This window comes from Acinetobacter sp. BZX-2, from assembly GCF_055179795.1.
Map to the genome: position 1 here is coordinate 3,286,089 of NZ_CM143686.1, position 18,132 is coordinate 3,304,220.

At 38.5% G+C, this 18,132-nt stretch carries 18 protein-coding genes; 9 read left to right on the plus strand and 9 right to left on the minus strand.

The window, feature by feature from the left end:
* Positions 1-319: 319 nt before the first annotated feature.
* Positions 320-1,429: an endonuclease/exonuclease/phosphatase family protein gene (locus ACY45D_RS15400; protein ID WP_463107501.1), complete on the minus strand. Its 1,110-nt coding sequence runs from the start codon at positions 1,427-1,429 to the stop codon at positions 320-322.
* A gap of 185 nt (positions 1,430-1,614) precedes the next feature.
* Here ACY45D_RS15400 and asd point away from each other — a divergent pair, with 185 nt between their 5' ends.
* The 5 genes from asd (at position 1,615) to truA (ending at position 7,612) form a co-directional block, all read left to right on the plus strand.
* Entirely contained in the window at positions 1,615-2,733 is a 1,119-nt protein-coding gene (asd, locus tag ACY45D_RS15405; protein ID WP_463107502.1) for an aspartate-semialdehyde dehydrogenase, read from the plus strand.
* A 161-nt stretch (positions 2,734-2,894) separates the two neighbouring features.
* A complete protein-coding gene (locus ACY45D_RS15410; protein WP_463107503.1) occupies positions 2,895-4,424 on the plus strand; it encodes a FimV/HubP-related protein in 1,530 nt (509 codons plus the stop codon).
* Positions 4,425-4,472: 48 nt separating this feature from the next.
* A complete protein-coding gene (locus ACY45D_RS15415; RefSeq protein ID WP_463107504.1) occupies positions 4,473-5,783 on the plus strand; it encodes a hypothetical protein in 1,311 nt (436 codons plus the stop codon).
* Positions 5,784-5,831: 48 nt separating this feature from the next.
* Positions 5,832-6,806 (plus strand): asparaginase domain-containing protein, encoded by a 975-nt coding sequence (locus ACY45D_RS15420; protein ID WP_463107505.1) that lies wholly within the window; start codon positions 5,832-5,834, stop codon positions 6,804-6,806.
* An 8-nt stretch (positions 6,807-6,814) separates the two neighbouring features.
* Positions 6,815-7,612 (plus strand): tRNA pseudouridine(38-40) synthase TruA, encoded by a 798-nt coding sequence (gene truA / locus ACY45D_RS15425; protein ID WP_463107506.1) that lies wholly within the window; start codon positions 6,815-6,817, stop codon positions 7,610-7,612.
* 135 nt (positions 7,613-7,747) lie between these two features.
* Here the strand turns inward: truA and ACY45D_RS15430 are convergent, their stop codons facing one another.
* Positions 7,748-8,758 carry an AraC family transcriptional regulator gene (locus ACY45D_RS15430; RefSeq protein WP_463107507.1) on the minus strand — a complete coding sequence of 337 codons (1,011 nt, stop codon included), beginning with the start codon at positions 8,756-8,758 and terminating at the stop codon, positions 7,748-7,750.
* Between the two features lie 228 nt (positions 8,759-8,986).
* On the opposite strand from ACY45D_RS15430, the gene infA reads away from it, so the two are divergent.
* Together infA and ACY45D_RS15440 are read left to right on the plus strand one after the other, a co-directional pair.
* Positions 8,987-9,208, plus strand: coding sequence for a translation initiation factor IF-1 (infA, locus tag ACY45D_RS15435; protein WP_001284370.1), 222 nt, complete (start codon positions 8,987-8,989; stop codon positions 9,206-9,208).
* 461 nt (positions 9,209-9,669) lie between these two features.
* Positions 9,670-10,077: a hypothetical protein gene (locus ACY45D_RS15440; RefSeq protein ID WP_463109499.1), complete on the plus strand. Its 408-nt coding sequence runs from the start codon at positions 9,670-9,672 to the stop codon at positions 10,075-10,077.
* A 52-nt stretch (positions 10,078-10,129) separates the two neighbouring features.
* Here the strand turns inward: ACY45D_RS15440 and leuB are convergent, their stop codons facing one another.
* The 4 genes from leuB to leuC form a co-directional block, all read right to left on the minus strand.
* Entirely contained in the window at positions 10,130-11,209 is a 1,080-nt protein-coding gene (gene leuB / locus ACY45D_RS15445) for a 3-isopropylmalate dehydrogenase (protein ID WP_463107508.1), read from the minus strand.
* A gap of 42 nt (positions 11,210-11,251) precedes the next feature.
* The gene (locus ACY45D_RS15450) at positions 11,252-11,821 is read right to left on the minus strand and encodes a hypothetical protein (RefSeq protein WP_463107509.1); all 570 of its coding nucleotides are present in this window, start codon (positions 11,819-11,821) and stop codon (positions 11,252-11,254) included.
* Between the two features lie 105 nt (positions 11,822-11,926).
* A complete protein-coding gene (leuD, locus tag ACY45D_RS15455) occupies positions 11,927-12,577 on the minus strand; it encodes a 3-isopropylmalate dehydratase small subunit (protein WP_463107510.1) in 651 nt (216 codons plus the stop codon).
* A 99-nt stretch (positions 12,578-12,676) separates the two neighbouring features.
* Positions 12,677-14,125, minus strand: coding sequence for a 3-isopropylmalate dehydratase large subunit (gene leuC / locus ACY45D_RS15460; protein ID WP_463107511.1), 1,449 nt, complete (start codon positions 14,123-14,125; stop codon positions 12,677-12,679).
* Positions 14,126-14,482: 357 nt separating this feature from the next.
* Here leuC and ACY45D_RS15465 point away from each other — a divergent pair, with 357 nt between their 5' ends.
* On the plus strand, positions 14,483-14,731 hold the full coding sequence (locus tag ACY45D_RS15465; RefSeq protein WP_463107512.1) for a DUF2061 domain-containing protein: 249 nt from the start codon (positions 14,483-14,485) through the stop codon (positions 14,729-14,731).
* 50 nt (positions 14,732-14,781) lie between these two features.
* Here ACY45D_RS15465 and ACY45D_RS15470 read toward each other — a convergent pair whose 3' ends face one another.
* Positions 14,782-15,636, minus strand: coding sequence for a glycine-rich domain-containing protein (locus ACY45D_RS15470; protein ID WP_463107513.1), 855 nt, complete (start codon positions 15,634-15,636; stop codon positions 14,782-14,784).
* A gap of 213 nt (positions 15,637-15,849) precedes the next feature.
* Here ACY45D_RS15470 and ACY45D_RS15475 point away from each other — a divergent pair, with 213 nt between their 5' ends.
* Entirely contained in the window at positions 15,850-16,707 is an 858-nt protein-coding gene (locus ACY45D_RS15475; protein WP_010116966.1) for a LysR family transcriptional regulator, read from the plus strand.
* A gap of 146 nt (positions 16,708-16,853) precedes the next feature.
* On the opposite strand, the gene ACY45D_RS15480 is transcribed toward ACY45D_RS15475, so the two are convergent.
* Complete coding sequence (locus tag ACY45D_RS15480) at positions 16,854-17,096, minus strand: DUF2789 domain-containing protein (RefSeq protein ID WP_463107514.1); 243 nt, start codon at positions 17,094-17,096, stop codon at positions 16,854-16,856.
* A 262-nt stretch (positions 17,097-17,358) separates the two neighbouring features.
* Complete coding sequence (locus tag ACY45D_RS15485) at positions 17,359-18,009, minus strand: HAD family hydrolase (protein ID WP_463107515.1); 651 nt, start codon at positions 18,007-18,009, stop codon at positions 17,359-17,361.
* Positions 18,010-18,132 lie beyond the last annotated feature (123 nt).

Consider the following 18,132-nt stretch of genomic DNA (forward strand, 5'->3'; position numbering starts at 1 on the left):
TTGCTGTCTTTTTAATTTTCAATATCCATAAAAACACAACCCGAGTTCTGCATCCTGCAAAACTCGGGCTTATGAGGTTGTGCTTTCGTGTCTTATTGTTATTTTATTTGGTGATCCATTCCAACATCAAATCCATGATGATTATTCCATCAGCTTCGTCTTCCTTAGTGGGACTCTTCCTTTCCCATATCCGTTTGCCGATGAGTAAAGATTAAGCCTAAATGCTTTGGGATACTATCCGCTTAGAGACTAAATCCATGTAAGCAATTTCTTACAAATCTCAGACATTTTAAGCAATCATTGTCAAACAATTTGTTATTTACCGATAGGAGTCAGTTATCTCATCGGTCACTCTTTTTTCTTCTTTTTCTGCTTTTTCGATTCCTTCTTGAATCGCTTGCTGTGCTTCTTCTTCATCTGCATCTGACTGTTCGAGTTCTTCCTGAATCTGTTCAAAGACTCGCCCTGTTTGCAAAACCACATAAATAGGAAAATGATCTGATCCGATATGTGGTAAACGTTCCATATGCACTAAAGCAAAATCTGTACTGTGAAATAAGTGATCCAAAGACCATCTTAAAAACGTATAATCCGCGTGAAAAGTGTTGATATATCGACGTCCGACACGTGGATCGAGTAAACCACTGATGCGCTGAAATAATCGTGTTGTACGTGACCAAGCAACATCGTTTAAGTCCCCCATCACAATACTGCTTTCATCCAAATCTTTTATTTGATCTCCCACGATCAGCAATTCAGCATCACGTAATGTTGAATCCTTCGCTTCAGTCGGACTTGGTGGTTTAGGATGTAAACAATAAAGTTGAACTGGCTGTCCAGAACGTAGAATCACACTGGTATGAATCGATGGAATTTCATCACTCAAGATAAATTTAATATCTGTATCAACCAGTTCTAATTTGCTATAGAGATGCATACCATACAAATTATCTAGAGGAACAGAAACTCGATATGGATAATCTTTTTCAATTTTAGCAAGTTCATTTTGCCAAGTTTGATCTGTTTCTAAAGTCAGAACAATGTCAGGTTGATGTTTTTCAATTTGCTCAATCAGTAAATGATATTGTTGATTCGGCGTAAGCACATTAGAAACAATGACTGAAATTTGTTGATCGCTATTCAATTGATGTTTTTTAACCTGCTTAACCTGTTTTTTCCATAAAAAGGTATAGGGTAAAACCATCTTCAACTGAAAGGCCAAAGCTGCGATGAGAAAGAATAAAATAACTTCACGGCTTAGATCCCACGGTGCTTTCCAAAACAGCAAAAACAATAAGGCGATAATACCTAAAGCCAAGATCTGTAGTCTTGGAAAATCCGCACCACGAAACCACCACTCATCCCGAGGAATCAGTGACCAAAAGCTTAGCCAAATCACAATAGCTGCCAGCATTTCCATCCAAATCATATTTTGTCACTCTTATATTCTTAATTTTTTATTCATTCATAAATTAATATCAATTTTGCATGTATCATAAACAAGATATATTGCACAATATAGTTGTGTTTTCATTGTGTATGCTATTGCAGTTACACACCCTTTTGATACACTCAAGCCCCCTTTTATTTTTTAACGCACCGAGGCAAAGTGACATGAAAGTAGGTCTGGTCGGTTGGCGCGGGATGGTTGGTTCCGTCCTTATGCAACGTATGGTTGAAGAGAATGATTTTGCTCATTTTGAGCCGTTCTATTTCTCTACCAGTAATGCAGGTGGTGAAGCCCCTGCTTTTGGTGGTAAAACTGCTCCAGCACTTATGGAAGCGACGGACATTACCAGTCTGAAGCAAATGGATGTCATTATTACCTGCCAAGGTGGCGATTATACCTCTGAAGTTTTCCCGAAGCTAAAAGCTGAAGGTTGGAATGGTTATTGGATCGATGCAGCGTCTACCTTACGTATGGATGATGAAGCAATTATCGTGCTTGACCCAGTGAACCTAAATGTCATCAAAGATGGTTTAGTCAATGGTACCAAAACATTCGTTGGCGGTAACTGTACAGTTTCGTTAATGTTGATGAGCATGGGTTCTTTATTCCAACAAAACTTGGTGGAATGGATGACGGCGATGACTTACCAAGCAGCTTCTGGCGCTGGCGCGCAGAACATGCGTGAGCTGATCACAGGTATGGGTTATCTTTATAACAATACCAAAGATCTCTTGGATGATCCTCGCTCAGCGATTTTAGATATTGATGGTAAAATTGCTGAATTACAACGTGGCGAAGGCTTCCCTTCTGCAAACTTTGGCGTACCTTTAGCGGGTTCATTGATTCCTTATATCGACAAGCAACTTGAAAATGGTCAATCTAAGGAAGAATGGAAAGGCCAAGTTGAAACCAACAAGATCTTAGGGAATTCTCAAATCGTTCCTATTGATGGTCATTGTGTACGTATTGGCGCAATGCGTTGCCATTCTCAAGCATTAACATTGAAATTGAAGAAAGATGTACCGCTTGATGAAATTGAAGACATGATTCGTCAGTCTAATCCATGGGCAAAAGTTGTTCCAAATACGCGTGAAGCATCTATGACCGACTTAACGCCAGTGGCTGTAACAGGTACTTTATCTGTACCTGTAGGTCGTTTACGTAAGCTCAACATGGGTAAAGAGTATTTAGGCGCATTCACAGTGGGTGACCAATTACTTTGGGGTGCTGCTGAGCCTTTACGCCGTATGTTACGTATTTTAATTGACTATAAAAATAGTTAAAATCGTAAAAAAGCACAACATTAAAAAAAGCCGATCTATCTTGATCGGCTTTTTTATGTAACTATATTTATGTAACCACAATGTTAAAGTTTTACATTTAGAATACAGCTAGGTATTGTATAATTTTAGTGGCTTGTACTTCGTCAGAGCAATGGATAGAGATGACTAGATATAACAAATTAAAAATTGCCATTTTAACCATCATGACTTCGCAATCAATCAGTGCGATTACCATCAACCCGATTCAAATTCAATCAGGGTCTGGGGATTTGCTCTATGCAGAAATGAAGTTTAGTAATGCAAATCCAAATGAAAAAATCGAAGTTGGCTTAGCAGAAGCTGAAGATATGATGAGCGTAGGGTTTGCAAATCAACCACCAGGACACTTAAATTTTTATACTCGGCGCTCTAATGATGGTACTGGGGTTATTGTAATCACCTCTTCTCGTCCTATGGTTGAGCCTGAACTCAATATTTTATTAAAAGTAAAAGAAGGGAGTGCAACTCATCTTCAACAAATAAAAACAGCTTTAACACGTGGTCGCCCCAATCCTGCAACAGCTAAACTCACTGCCACAAATAATGAAACATTGCTAAAACCACAAGTTATTGTCAGTGAGAAAGATATCGCACTCAATTTGCCAAGCAGCACCTCGTATCAAGCGAACACGCCCATATCGACTCCAAGTACAGCAAAATCAGTTGCTTCCATAAACGCTCAACGACCACTCGTGATTAGTGTTACCGCTCCACCAATATTACAAAGCACACAAAAAACTGCGCCTCAAGTGATCGTACCTAATAATATTCCTGCGATCACTCAACAAGCTGCTGTAGCTCCGGTGCAAACTATTCAACAAATTCAAAACGTGCAAAAAATAACAACGCCAACTGAAGTCGCAACCGTAAAAGCGAAGCCTGAGCTAACAAAAACAGAAGCCACGCAACCTAAGCCAGAAACCGCAAATACAGAAGTGGTAAAACCTAAGCCTGAAACGACCAAGACAGAAACTGCGAAATCTAAACCAGAAGCTGCAAAGGCAGATACGACAAAATCGAAACCTGAAACAGCAAAAAATGAAACTGCTAAGGCTGCTGCAAAAACAGCTCCACCAGTAAAACCACATACGAAAAAAGCAAACAACGGCAATGATCCAGAGCATGTTGTGCAAACCAATGAATCACTTTGGACAATTGCTTCAAGAATTGCAGCTGAAACCCACCAAAGCATTCCTCAAGTCATGAAACAAATTAAAGAAAATAATGCCAATGCATTTATTCAAGGTGATATTAATCGTATTCGTCGTGGTGCTGCGTTAAATTTAGCAGCAAGTTATAAGCAAAGCCCTCAGGTCAAATACAAAACACCGACTGCGCCAATCACCACCAGAAAACAGTCAGGATCTGCAAAGTATCGTTTAGATCAGGCTGAAATGAGTTTGGTTGCAGACAATGAACAAAATTCTCCACAAGGGTCTGCCAAGAAAAATACTCAGGTGAATCAGACAAATACTGAATTATCTACAAAAGTTATGACATCCCGCGAAAAAACGGTTAAATTACAGAGGGACGTAACTCAACTTGCATCGGCTTTACAAGAAAAGAACCGACGAATTCAACTATTAAATGCTCGGCTTGCTCAGTTGCAACAACAATTGCAGCAACAAAGTGTAAAACAGCCAAAAAGTTAGAATATATTTAGGAAATTGTTTCATTGTGCTCAATGAAGGGGAAATAAAATGTTGTTGTATGTGATTCCATTTATTTTACTATTGGTTGTTGCTATCGTTTTGAAAAAACGTGAAGATGCCAACAAAGAAAATACCAGTTCTAACACCAGCGCTAAAAAGAATAACAATAAAAAGACTGCGAAGAAGAATGTAGCGCGTACTGCACGTAGCACGTCTCAACGACAAACTGCTGTTGTTAAAGAAGAAGTTGTTATTAAGCAAACAGCAAAACCGTTAAGTCCTGAATTAAAAACAAATATTGAGAAATTAATTTCAGATAAGAATTACTCCTCTGCTGAAGCAAAAATCAATCAAGCTTTAAATCAAGATAACGCACAGCATGAACTTTATCTTTATCTAGTCGATATACATTTAGCGCAAAAAGATGAATTAGCTGTCAATCAATTGGTGAATCATATCCGTTCACTGGGTTTAGATGAGATTGTTACTCAAGCTGAAGAAAAACAAAAAGCTGCTCAAGCTGAAAGCCCAATTGAATCGATTGCATTTGAACCTACACGATCAAATACACCTGAAACTAAGACCAATCACGCTGCATTTGATGCTCTAATTGATCATTCAGCTACGCCTGATCAAGCAGATCAAGTCGCTGAACAACAAACATTAGATAATACACTTGAGTTTAATGCGTCAGTTGGTCGTGAAAACCAAAATGATTCACTACAAGAACAAATTCAACCCTTAGAATTTAATCTTGATTCAATCACTCAAAAAGACACAACGCCTACTGCTGATTTTTCATTTGAAGCGCCCGCTCCAGTTGAAGAAAAGAAAGCAGAAAATATTGCACCTTTAGAATTTAGTTTTACACAAACTGAAACAGCAACACCTGTTGTAAATGATCAGCCAGCAGAAGAAATTAGCACTGAATTTAAACTCGACTTTGCAGAACCTTTAGTTAAGCCAAGTGTAATTGAAGAAGAAACAACCGTCACACACTCAAATGAATTAGAGTTTAAATTTACCCCGAACGAAGAGGTCGAGACACAACCAACGTTTAGCTTTGATTTAGATCAGAAAACAGAGCAAGTAGAAGTAGCATCTCCTACGTTAAACTTTGAAACTGCGCCAACCACAACTGAAATTGGTGCAACTGTAGATTCAAATGATCCTTTAGTTCAATCTTTCCCCGAGTTAGCTCAAACAGATGAAATTCAATTGGATTTAGATCTTGCTCAACAATATATTGATTTGGGTGCATATGCATCTGCACGTGAACTTCTCTCACAAAATGAATCACAATATACGGCTGAACAACGTCAATTATCTCAAACACTACTAAATCGCATAGCTTCTTAATTCTATTCGTTCTAAGATAAAGCAGTCATTCATGGCTGCTTTTTTATTATGAACAAGAAAATTGCTTTAATTTATATGGGTGGGACTTTTGGCTGTGTGGGTGAACCTTTGGCACCAATGCCTGAGGCTGAATTTCTACCTCGGCTACAACACGTACTTCCACCACACCTTAAAATTGAGTGCTTTAAAGCACCGAACATTAAAGACAGCAGTGCTTGTACTGCCTCAGATTGGCTAGCACTCATTCAACAAATACAAAGCCTTCAACTACAAAATTTCCAACATTTTGTCATTATTCATGGTACTGATACACTCAGTTATGCTGCAGCGACACTTTCTCGATTCCTTGCTGAATCTTGTCATGTAGTCATCACGGGGAGTCAGTACCCACTTCTGAATATTTCAGGTGAAAATACTCGTGAATTTACAGATGCCATTGATAATTTAAATACAGCATTAGATGCCGTCCTTAACCTTCCTGTTGGTGTCTATCTCAGTTTTTTTCACCAAGTGATTCATGCTCGGACTGCATTAAAAACCCACAGCACTGCACTGGATGCATTTAGAGGGCAAATCGCAGATCAAGAGATTAATATTGATCCTCACGTTATCAATGTACAACTTACACATATTGAAAAGGCCGAAACACTCAATATTATCAATTGGATGATGTTGCCTATCGAACAAGAACAATTGGCTCATAATTTAGATTTAATACTCAATAAACCACCTCATTTTTTAATTATTCAGGCCTATGGTGTAGGTAATCTTGCTGTAAATGATCGCATTATCGAAAAGATCAAAGCACTACAGTTGAATGACTGCCAAGTGGTTCTCTCTACACAAGTCCCATTAGGCGGTATGGACCAACGCTATGCAGTGAGTCAATGGATCAAAGATGCAAAGATTTTAGTCAGCGATGCACTCAGTCAAGCAGATCTTTATGCCAAAATCCTCAAAATTTATTTACAATACCCCACTTCGGAACAATGGCACGACCATTGGTATGATCTTCCTGAATAGAGGTTTTTATGCAACGCTTTGCAATTGGTATTGAGTTTTGTGGCATTCGTTATAAGGGTTGGCAAACTCAGCAAGCAGGTGTGCGAAGTATTCAGGAAACCATGGAAAAAGTTCTGAGTAAAATTGCTGATGAACCCATTATTTTACATGGTGCGGGTCGTACCGATGCTGGTGTACATGCGACCAATATGGTGGCGCATTTTGATACCAATGCAATCCGTCCAATCCGTGGCTGGTTAATGGGTTCAAATAGCCAATTGCCAAAAGACATTTCGATCCAATGGATTAAAGAAATGGATCACGATTTCCACGCCCGTTTTAAAGCACAGGCACGACGCTACCGTTATGTGGTCTATCAATCTGCAAATCGTCCAGCTTTATTACATAAACAAGTGACACATGCGTTTTATCCGCTCGATGTCGATAAGATGATTGAAGCTGCCACAAAATTTGAAGGTACACATAATTTTGAAAGCTTTCGTGCCGCAGCATGTCAGTCTAATCAACCTGTACGTCATGTTAAACACTGCCGTTTAATTAGACATGGCAATTATTTGGTTTTAGATATTCAAGCTGATGGTTTCTTACACCATATGGTACGCAACATCATGGGCTGTTTATTGGAAATCGGTCAAGGGATGTATGAGGTGGATCATATCGATCAAATTTTTGCTGCCGAAGACCGTAAAGCAGCAGGAATCACAGCACCACCAGATGGTCTGTACTTCATCCATGCAGATTATCCTGAACAATTCGAATTACCTAAAATGCCCTTAGGACCACATTGGCTGAATATGCCAGAGTAGTTTATTTTTGAATCCTTTCCCTAACCTCCCTTTTTTCAAAGGAGGGATGAGCAGCACAACTGCGTAAGGGAATCTAAAATAATTTTAAATTCTCAATAATTCCCCTCTTTTTAAAGAGGGGTTAGGGGAGATTTCTCAACGCTGTTTACGTTTTCTATATTCCACTGGCGTTTCATTGGTCCAACGCTTAAACGCTCTATAAAACGTACTTGGCTCAGAAAAACCCGTTAAATAAACGATACGCTCTACACTTTCATTGGTATTGGCCAATAATTTTTTAGCTAAGCGACAACGATAGTCAGAAAGAATTTGCTGAAAGCTAGTATTTGCCTCAGAAAGCTGAGTACGTAAACGACGTGGAGTAATATTCAATTGTGCTGCAACTGTTTCCAGCGTGGTTTCACCACTCTCTAAAGTTGAACCAATCGCACGGCGAACTTCTCCAACAAGATCATAACGTGCAAGCTCTTGTAGTTTTTCTAGCGCCAATTGCTCATGTAATTGTAAAAGCTCAGGTTCAGCTTGCCACAATGGATAATCTAAAATGGCTGGATCAAAATACAAACGCGTTTCTTTCTGCCCCAAACTTACTGGGCATTCATAAACACGAAAATATTCTGCATCAGAAGCACCTTGGCTGAAATTGAAGTCGATATAAATCGGTTCAAAACGCCCTTCGGTAATAAATTTAAAAAATCGTAATATCCCAGAAAGTGCACATTCTGAAAAATGACGATTGACAATATTATCTCCCCAAGGCTGCTGACCATTGGTTAAATAACAACGTCCATTGTCATCGATCACCAGTGTGGCATGAAAAGCATCACTAATTAAACGTTGATAGGCCAAAGCGCGCTTAAGCCCTTCACCAAAGTTTTCGCTTGAAATAAACAGGTGTTCAATCACTTGCCCTCGGTATAAAGGTAAGTGCTCTCCAAGATGTAACCCGATATCAAGATCACGGCTAACTTCTTCAGCCGCAGTCCAAAAAGCATATTGTGCGTTAAGCGGAGTACGTGCATTTTGATCAACTTGATTTAATGTCACTCCCGCTTTAGATAATATTTCTTCTGTCGGCAATCCTGCACGACGGATCGCTTGATAGCCTAATCGTAAAACAACCGAAGCATCAGTTAGCTGACTCACGCAGTGCCCTTCCTTGTATGTTATTCATTTATACTTAAATCATCAGTTTTAGATTACAGTCGATTGGCTAAACTGACAATATTTATCCGCTTTTTTTTGTAGAAATTGTTTAACAATATGTTCGCCTATTTTCAAGTCATCTGCCACCTTGTAAAGTCGAATAATCTTGTCTTTCTATAAAAAATTGCCTATAATTTGCGCCTTTCCAATTTGATCATCAGGTAGGCTATGGCCAATAAAGAGGAACTTATCGAGTTCGAAGGCGTTGTCACCGAAACGCTTCCTAATACTATGTTCCGTGTACGTCTAGAAAACGGTCACGAAGTGATTGCGCACATTTCTGGTAAAATGCGTAAACACTATATTCGTATTTTAACTGGCGACAGTGTTAAAGTCGAAATGACACCATATGACTTAACCAAAGGTCGTATTACTTATCGTGCACGCTAAGTTTTAGCGGAAGCAAAAGCCACTTTGAGGTGGCTTTTTCATTCTCACGATCATTCTTATTCCACTCATCGATCGATTGCTATCGTTTAGCAACTCTTTCTTTTACCCACAAAAACTTGATCAACTCAGCGCCAATGCTGTTTTTCAAGATATTTAGATGACTAATATAAAGTTAAAGTTGCTGTTGAATATCAATCTTCACTCCAAGCTTATTCGCTCTTTCTATAATATTGAACAATATTGAAAAAATAATTGAGAATATTGCGGTGAATATCACAATCCAATATTAAGTGCATTTTCAGCGCCAATTATTCAACACTCTTGCATACTACGCTTATCATTCAATCTATAGATGCTTCCTTTTGTCTATTTTTCATTATGTACATCAACTGAGATTTGTTTATTAATCGCACTACGACTACACTAATTAGATATAGCGCAATATGGCTTGAGGTGCAATGATGAAGTTAACTCAACCGCTTTTATGGACAGTCTGTTTAATGACAATCCCTTTCGCAGGATGCCAAACAAGTGCAACTCGGCAAGTGAATTTAGATGAATATTTACAGCAATTTATAGGCTCTAGCAGCTCAGATATTCAAAAGAATTTAGATTTTAAAGCATTGGGTTACCAAACTACCAAAGATGTACAAAGCAGCGACTCAGCGCTCAGCTATACCATTCTCAGACCAGTGAGCATTCCTATGCCAGGTAATGCCACTGTAGGTACAAATTCAATGGGCGCGCCTGTGATTCGTCATAACACGACAGCAGTACCCACTTATGATATTAATTTTAATTGTAAAGTGACCTTTATACTTAAAGATGGTATTGCACAATCTATTCAGTATTTAGGTAAAGCGTGTTAATCGCGCAATAAAAAAACACAGCCGAAGCTGTGTTTTTTATTAAACTCAGAATTTAAGCAATTGCTGCAACAACAGCATCACCCATTTCAGATGTTCCAATTTTATTCATACCTTCAGACATGATATCGCCAGTACGTAAACCTTGATCAAGCACACGTCCCACGGCATCTTCAATTGTTTTTGCAGCTTCTTCTTCACGGAAGGTATAACGCAACATCATTGCAACAGAAAGAATGGTTGCCAATGGGTTTGCGATATTTTGCCCTGCAATATCAGGTGCTGAACCGTGACATGGCTCATACATCCCTTTACCATTTTCATCTAATGATGCAGATGGCAACATCCCGATTGAACCTGTAAGCATTGCCGCTTCATCAGACAGAATGTCACCAAACAAGTTTCCAGTCACAATCACATCAAATTGTTTTGGCGCGCGTACCAACTGCATTGCAGCATTGTCCACATACATGTGTGATAGGTTAATTTCAGGATACTGTTCTTCTTTCATCGCAGTGACTGTTTGTTTCCAAAGCTCAGTCACTTCAAGAACATTGGCTTTGTCTACTGAACACACTTTACCACCACGTAAATTTGCCATTTCAAAAGCAACTTTGGCAATACGCTTAATTTCAGACTCAGAATAAACGTCCGTGTTAAAACCTTGCTTCTCACCATTTTCGAGTTCACGAATACCACGTGGTTGACCGAAATAAATTCCACCTGTTAATTCACGAACGATCAAGATATCCAAACCAGCAACAATCTCAGGTTTTAAACTTGAAGCATCAGCCAATTGTGGATAAAGAATCGCTGGACGCAAGTTTGCGAATAAGTTCAATTCACTACGAATTTTTAATAAACCACGCTCAGGACGGATCGAACGTTCAATGTTATCCCACTTTGGCCCGCCTACTGCCCCAAGTAAGATTGCATCTGCTTTTTTGGCTTGTTCAGATGTCACCGCTGGGTATGGCTCACCATGGGCATCAATCGCTGAACCGCCCAATAAACCATGTTCCCATGTTAATCCTAAATTAAATTTTTCATTGACACGTGTAAGTACTTTTTCAGCAGCAGCAACGATCTCTGGACCAATACCATCACCTGCCAAGATCAAAATTTGTTTAGACATTTGTCGTTCCGATTATATGAACAGCTTAACTGTTGTTTGAGATTAAATTTTTTGTTCTACAAATTCGCTAACACCCGTTACCGCATTGTGTGGTCGGCAAAAACGGCGAATCGTACGCTTTTCTTGAATCATATCTACACAAAGCGGCGTAGGTGCAGAAACATTGAGCAAACTGCCTGAATTTGATGATCTTTGACGATACATTTTAAATGTATAAGTTTGATCGCCTTCAAATTGATGAATCACGTGAAACACTTCAGCATGTTGTTTGGTGATTGGATAGAATCGAATCACCATTTCATATTGCTGAGGTGGAATCGTTAAATACACACCATTTTGATCCAAAGGTTCACCTGTTAATTTCAAATAACCTTTTTCAATGGCTTTACGATTGGTACGTGCTACTTTTTCATCAACAATGACTAAATCATTTAATCGTGCAAATTCACAATGTTCTGCGCCCGAACAATAAACAGCAACTGTGTTTTGACTATACTGTTTTTTTGAAGCTTGCTTAATTCTATTCAAATCAACCATTTGATTCGATTGGCAAGCACTCAAGACTAAGCTTGATAAACCAATTACAACACTACAGCCTAAAAGCTTCGTCATTGTTCAAACCCAACCTTACTTCACTGAGTAAACATTCATTTTTTATGTTCAACATGTTAACAAGACTTGGGCGCTCACGCTATGTATAAAGTGTGATTGACTTCACTAAGCTTTAATTTCAGCAAATACCCAAGGACGCGATTGTTTAGTTTGTTCTTCATAAGCATGAATATCATCGGCTGCTTGCAAAGTTAAACCAATATCATCTAAGCCATTCAATAAACAGTGTTTACGGAATGGATCAACTTCAAATTTAAAAGCTTCACCATTTGGTGTACGTACTTCTTGAGCTTCTAAATCAATCGTAAGTTGATAACCTTCATTTGCAGCACATTCTCTGAATAATTGATCAACAATCTCTTCAGACAAAATGACAGGTAACATGCCATTCTTAAAACTATTGTTGAAGAAAATATCGGCATAACTTGGAGCAATCACGGTACGGAAACCATATTCTTCCAATGCCCACGGTGCATGTTCACGACTTGAACCACAACCAAAGTTGGCACGTGAAATCAGCACTGTTGCGCCTTGGTAACGTGGTTGATTCAAAGCAAAATCTGGATTTTTAGGGCGTTTAGAAATATCTTGACCTAAATAGCCTTCATCTAAATAACGTAATTCATCAAATAAGTTATCGCCAAAACCTGTCCGTTTGATTGATTTCAAGAACTGTTTTGGAATGATTAAATCTGTATCTACATTGGCACGGTCTAATGGTGCAACGATACCTTGTTCAACGGTATAAGCTTTCATGATTATTTCTCACTGAATCCGTAACCTCTCTCTAGCCCTCTCCTTAAAGGAGATGGAACTCCTTCTCCCTCTGGGAGAAGGTCGGGATGAGGGATTAAACTAGAATGTACGTACATCAACAAAATGGCCTGCAATTGCAGCAGCAGCTGCCATCGCTGGGCTGACCAAATGTGTACGACCACCATTACCTTGACGACCTTCAAAGTTACGGTTTGAGGTTGAAGCGCAATGCTCACCCGGTTGTAACTTATCAGCATTCATTGCCAAACACATTGAACAGCCTGGTTCACGCCATTCAAAACCAGCTTCAAGCAAAATTTTGTCCAAGCCTTCAGCTTCAGCCTGCGCTTTTACTAAACCAGAACCAGGAACAACCATGGCTTGTTTTATTGAAGAAGCAACTTTGCGCCCTTTCACCACTTTCGCAGCTGCACGAATATCTTCAATACGTGAGTTGGTACAAGAACCAATAAATACACGATCTAATTGAATATCTGCCAATGCCTGACCTGCATTTAAACCCATGTATTGGTAAGCACGTGTCCAGTCATTGCGCTGTACTTCATCTTTGGCTTGTTCTAATGTTGGCACAGCTTGTGAAACAGGAATCACCATTTCAGGAGATGTTCCCCACGATACTTGTGGTTCAATCTCTTCACCTTGTAACACAACCACAGTATCAAAATGCGCATCATCATCAGAATGTAAAGTATCCCAATACGCAACAGCAGCATCCCATTGTTCACCCTTTGGTGCATATGGGCGATCTTTAACGTACTCAATGGTCTTGTCATCCACAGCGACCATACCGACACGTGCACCACCTTCGATTGCCATATTACACACCGTCATACGGCCTTCAATAGACATATCACGGAACACTTGACCGCCAAATTCAATGGCATGACCTGTACCACCAGCCGTACCAATTTTACCGATGATCGCCAGTACCACATCTTTAGGTGTAACGCCTTGACCCAATACGCCATCAACACGGACTAACATGTTCTTCATTTTCTTTTGAACTAAGCATTGGGTTGCCAATACATGTTCAACTTCAGACGTCCCAATACCATGTGCTAAACAACCAAATGCACCATGCGTTGCAGTGTGCGAGTCACCACATACAACCGTCATTCCCGGTAAAGTTAAACCTTGTTCAGGACCAACCACATGTGCAATACCTTGGCGGACATCATTGATGTCGAATTGAACCACATCAAAAGTTTTGCAGTTGTCATCTAAAGTCTGTACTTGGATACGAGAAGTATCATCTTCAATGCCTGCAATCCCTTCTGAACGCTCTTTGCTTGATGTCGGAACGTTATGGTCAGGTGTCGCAACATTGGCACTTAAGCGCCAAGGTTTACGACCTGCAAGTTGTAAGCCTTCAAAGGCTTGCGGAGAAGTCACTTCATGCAATAAGTGACGGTCAATATAAAGTAATGCAGAGCCATCATCTCGTTGTTTTACTAAATGGTCATCCCACAATTTGTCATACAATGTTTTTGGAATTGAGGTATTTGCTTTTTGGTTTTCGCCTGCCATGTCGAGGTGCTCCACTGGACTGGGTAATTCTTTCATTAATATCGATTATAGCGACGTTTTCACATAAATCTAATTTATCATTTTTATTAATTTAAAAACTTTTTGGAATTATTTCAAGTAAAAAAACGCTCATGTTTAATGATTTCTTTTTCATGAATGATCGATAAGTTTAACCATTGAAATCATTTGAAAGTTTTTGTGTGTCGCTCCCTCATTATAATTTCGCTCCATAATTATGTTTATTTTTCTCTCAAAGATCATACTCATTTAGAAAACCAATCAGCATCAATCAAAAATTCTTTTTTACTTTTCAAATGATAATGATTATTATTTAATTAACTTAAAGCATTTGTGGTGATGATCATGGCGCGTATTCAAAACTTCGTACAAAGCAATCAACGTATTTTCAAGAAAACCTTAAGCTATTACATCATGCATATTACCGTGGCAATGCTTGTAGGTTATGTGATTACAGGTAATTTATGGATGGCAGTGACATTAAGTTTAGTCGAACCGACTGTTCAAGCCGTTGCATTCTTCTTCCATGAAAAAGCATGGAACAAAAAAGATCAAAAAGTAGCGCGGACTCAAATTGTTAAAGCCTAAATCTAGGCTTGATTAAAATCTAAATTTTAAACATCAGCTGTGAAAGTGTACTAATCACCACCACCGCCACAGCTGCTACAACTACTACATGATGAGTCTGAACTTGAATCTGAACCATGATGAGAATGTCCAGAATCAGAAGATGAACCTGAACATGCCGTCGATGTAGATGAACAAGAGGATTGCGTTGGCGTTGTCATTGTTACATCAGAAGTTGTTTGCATCGTTTGGGCATACATTGCCGCCATAAAAGGCAAACTAAAAATCAAACCTTGTTCCCATCGAATATGTTCATCAATTTGGAATAGTCGAGGTAGGCATTGAGGGTCTTGTGGATTTAACCCATGTAAATGACATGCCCCGTGCCAAGTATTTACTAATTGTAATTTTTGCGATGCTTTTTGAGATGCAGTTGGTTGCTGATCATGTGGCTTATGAATCAGCTTATAACCTAAAAAGTTTTGACACATGAACTGATAGAAATCATCAAACTCTTCAATCAACAGATGCCACAAAGCATCTACAGCATTGGAAGGCATTGCATAAGAATTTCTACGCCACATATGAATTGCCAAGTAGTCTTTAAAACCCTCTTCAATCCATGGATATGTCGCTGAGTTTAGATTTGGATGCCTTTGCTTAAAAGCAATCCAAATATTATTGGGTATTTTAAAATCAGCTAAATCTTGTATTTTCTTCAAATGATTCAAACGTGCTCTGAACCAAAATAATGCAATGATTATCATGATTATGATTGGAAAATAAACATTGAAGAAATATGCAAACACTAAACCGATACAGCAAAGAATAAGAAGAGTGATCGAGAAACTTAACCATGTTTTTGTTAGCGTATTTCGATTAAGTTGTTGAAAATAACGGATGGGTGTAGATGTTGTTTGATTCAAATATTTTTTCCTTTTTGTTGTTTTTATGAGCTCACTATAAAGCATGATCATCAATCATGTATAGCAAAAACTTGTATGCAAATTTTTCTAAAATTGCTAGAACCATCGCCTTTTCATAGATAAATCAAAAAAAATTTGAAAATTGCTTTGATTAATTCTTAAAACTTCTAAATAATGAATTACGCATAAAAATTCTTTATGGATGTAAATATTATGAATCTCGCTGCTTTTGAAGCTTTTGTTAAAGTGATGGAAACTGGTTCTATTTCGATGGCAGCAGAACATCTGTTTATTACCCAACCTGCGGTGACCAAACGCATACATAGCTTAGAAGAATATTTTGGGGTTAAACTCTTTGAATCTGCTGGTCGTGGTGTACAAGCAACGCATGCAGCACATTCATTATTGCCTAAAGTAAAGAATTGGTTGAATGAACTCGGCGATATTCACCACACACTCAGTCATGAACAAGGCGAAGTTCGTGGAAAATTGAAAATTGGCACCAGTCACCATATTGGTTTGCATCATTTACCGCAACATCTAAAATTATATGTGCAACATTTCCCAGAAGTAAAACTCGACGTACACTTTGTGGACTCAGAACAGGCGCATGAGCAAGTCCTTGCTGGAGATTTAGAACTTGCCTTTTTAACCTTACCACCACAGGGTGATGATCGTTTAAGTTATATCACCATTTGGGATGATCCACTGGTTTTCGTTGTTGCACCATTTCATCCTTTGGCGCAAAAAACCAATTTAAAACTTGAAGACCTGATTGAGTATCCTAGTCTATTGCCCGCAGCTCAAACTTATACCAGTCAAATCACTTTAGCTGAGTTTGAAAAGCAAGGACTCAAACCTAAAATCACCATGAGTAACAATCCCTTAGAATCTATTCGCATGTTGGTTTCTATTGGTTTGGGGTGGTCTGTGCTACCTAAAACTTTGCTGAACCAAGACTTACGACAGTTGGATATTGATTTTGAAATGAATCGTCAGTTGGGCATGGTTTGGCATCCAGCACGTACACAATCACGTGCAGTACAAGAATTGATTAATATGATGAAATAAAATAACCCATAATTTTCTTTGCTGTTAAAAAGCCTTTCTGCATTTAAATGATAAAAATCACTTATAGGCGGAAAGGCTTTAATCACAATACTTCTAAAAGAATAACTTTTAAAATAATGAATCGTGAATAATCACTTCAAAAGTGACTATTTCACAGAATCTTCATGCAATGACTCATTTAACTGATCCACCACCAAAGCCCATTCACCGTCTGATTCTATTTTTTCTTCTAAAAACTGGCGTTGAGCCTCTGTCCAAAAACTTGCTTGCGTCAAAAAGGTATCTGCATCTAATTGATGAGTTGCAATAAACTTTTGAATTGCTTCCTCACTTGAATCTAAACCAAGTTGTTCAAATAAATTGGTCATTCTTGGGCGAGTTTGGCTCATTTTATATTCTCCATCTATTTATAAAATTTTTAAAAGCTCAACTCAACATAGCATTTTTATCATTAAAGTGAAGCGCAAAATCTTCATTTATAAAAATATTTACAAAACATAACGATGATTTAGCATCTGTTCAGATTTCATAAAAGACTTAGATTGTAGCTCAGTATTTTGATGTCTAAAGTGCCTCAATAAAAAAGGCAGTGATGATCACTGCCTAGCTATAACACTACAGCACTAAAACGCTATGCTGTCTCGCCAATCACTAAATCGACCAGTCTTGAATATCCCAAGCTTGCTCTTTGGCCAATACTTCCAAACGATCATCGGGATTGACCGCAATAGCATGATCTGCGTATTCCAATAAAAAGCGATCATTGATGGAATCTGAATATGCCCAAGATTCCGTGACATCACGACCTTCTAACCACTGATCTAAACGTGCCAATTTACCTTTTTGATAACATGGAATATTGATCACTTTACCCGTGTATTTTCCATCTTTTACTTCGGCATTGGTTGCAATAATTTCGCTAATACCAAACTCACGAAAAATGGGTGCAGTAATAAAATCAGAAGTTGCTGTAATCCCGACAAGTGCATGCCCTGCTGCTCTATGTTTTTCAATCGCATCAAAACCCTGTGTACGCATTTGTGGGCGAATCACTTTTTTCATAAACAACTGATGTAACTCAGTTAAGTATTCAGCATCATACTGAGTTAGAAATTCAAAAACAAATTCGTTATAAGCAATCGGATCAAGCTGCCCTGCTTTATAGTCTTCATAAAATTTATCATTCATTGCACGATGACGGACTGGATCGACCAAGCCTTCGTTGACTAAAAACTCGCCCCAAGAATGGTCAGAGTCGGTATTTAATAAGGTGTGATCTAGGTCAAACAACGCCAATTTCATGAAAATACTCGTTCAAACTGAAATTTAAGAAAAAAAATGTAAATCTATCACCGCTAGTCGATAGAAATTCGTTAAGATCATAGCAATTTTATAACATTATTACTTTGACTGCGTCGAGTTGGA

Coding starts and splice junctions, on each gene's coding strand:
- ACY45D_RS15485 (WP_463107515.1), bottom strand. CDS start 18,009: ATGAAATTGGCGTTGTTTGACCTAGATCACACCTTATTAAATACCGAC.
- truA (WP_463107506.1), top strand. CDS start 6,815: ATGCAACGCTTTGCAATTGGTATTGAGTTTTGTGGCATTCGTTATAAG.
- ACY45D_RS15450 (WP_463107509.1), bottom strand. CDS start 11,821: ATGACGAAGCTTTTAGGCTGTAGTGTTGTAATTGGTTTATCAAGCTTA.
- infA (WP_001284370.1), top strand. CDS start 8,987: ATGGCCAATAAAGAGGAACTTATCGAGTTCGAAGGCGTTGTCACCGAA.
- ACY45D_RS15475 (WP_010116966.1), top strand. CDS start 15,850: ATGAATCTCGCTGCTTTTGAAGCTTTTGTTAAAGTGATGGAAACTGGT.
- ACY45D_RS15415 (WP_463107504.1), top strand. CDS start 4,473: ATGTTGTTGTATGTGATTCCATTTATTTTACTATTGGTTGTTGCTATC.
- ACY45D_RS15440 (WP_463109499.1), top strand. CDS start 9,670: ATGAAGTTAACTCAACCGCTTTTATGGACAGTCTGTTTAATGACAATC.
- ACY45D_RS15480 (WP_463107514.1), bottom strand. CDS start 17,096: ATGAGCCAAACTCGCCCAAGAATGACCAATTTATTTGAACAACTTGGT.
- asd (WP_463107502.1), top strand. CDS start 1,615: ATGAAAGTAGGTCTGGTCGGTTGGCGCGGGATGGTTGGTTCCGTCCTT.
- ACY45D_RS15400 (WP_463107501.1), bottom strand. CDS start 1,429: ATGATTTGGATGGAAATGCTGGCAGCTATTGTGATTTGGCTAAGCTTT.
- ACY45D_RS15465 (WP_463107512.1), top strand. CDS start 14,483: ATGATCATGGCGCGTATTCAAAACTTCGTACAAAGCAATCAACGTATT.
- ACY45D_RS15420 (WP_463107505.1), top strand. CDS start 5,832: ATGAACAAGAAAATTGCTTTAATTTATATGGGTGGGACTTTTGGCTGT.
- leuD (WP_463107510.1), bottom strand. CDS start 12,577: ATGAAAGCTTATACCGTTGAACAAGGTATCGTTGCACCATTAGACCGT.
- ACY45D_RS15410 (WP_463107503.1), top strand. CDS start 2,895: ATGACTAGATATAACAAATTAAAAATTGCCATTTTAACCATCATGACT.
- leuC (WP_463107511.1), bottom strand. CDS start 14,125: ATGGCAGGCGAAAACCAAAAAGCAAATACCTCAATTCCAAAAACATTG.
- leuB (WP_463107508.1), bottom strand. CDS start 11,209: ATGTCTAAACAAATTTTGATCTTGGCAGGTGATGGTATTGGTCCAGAG.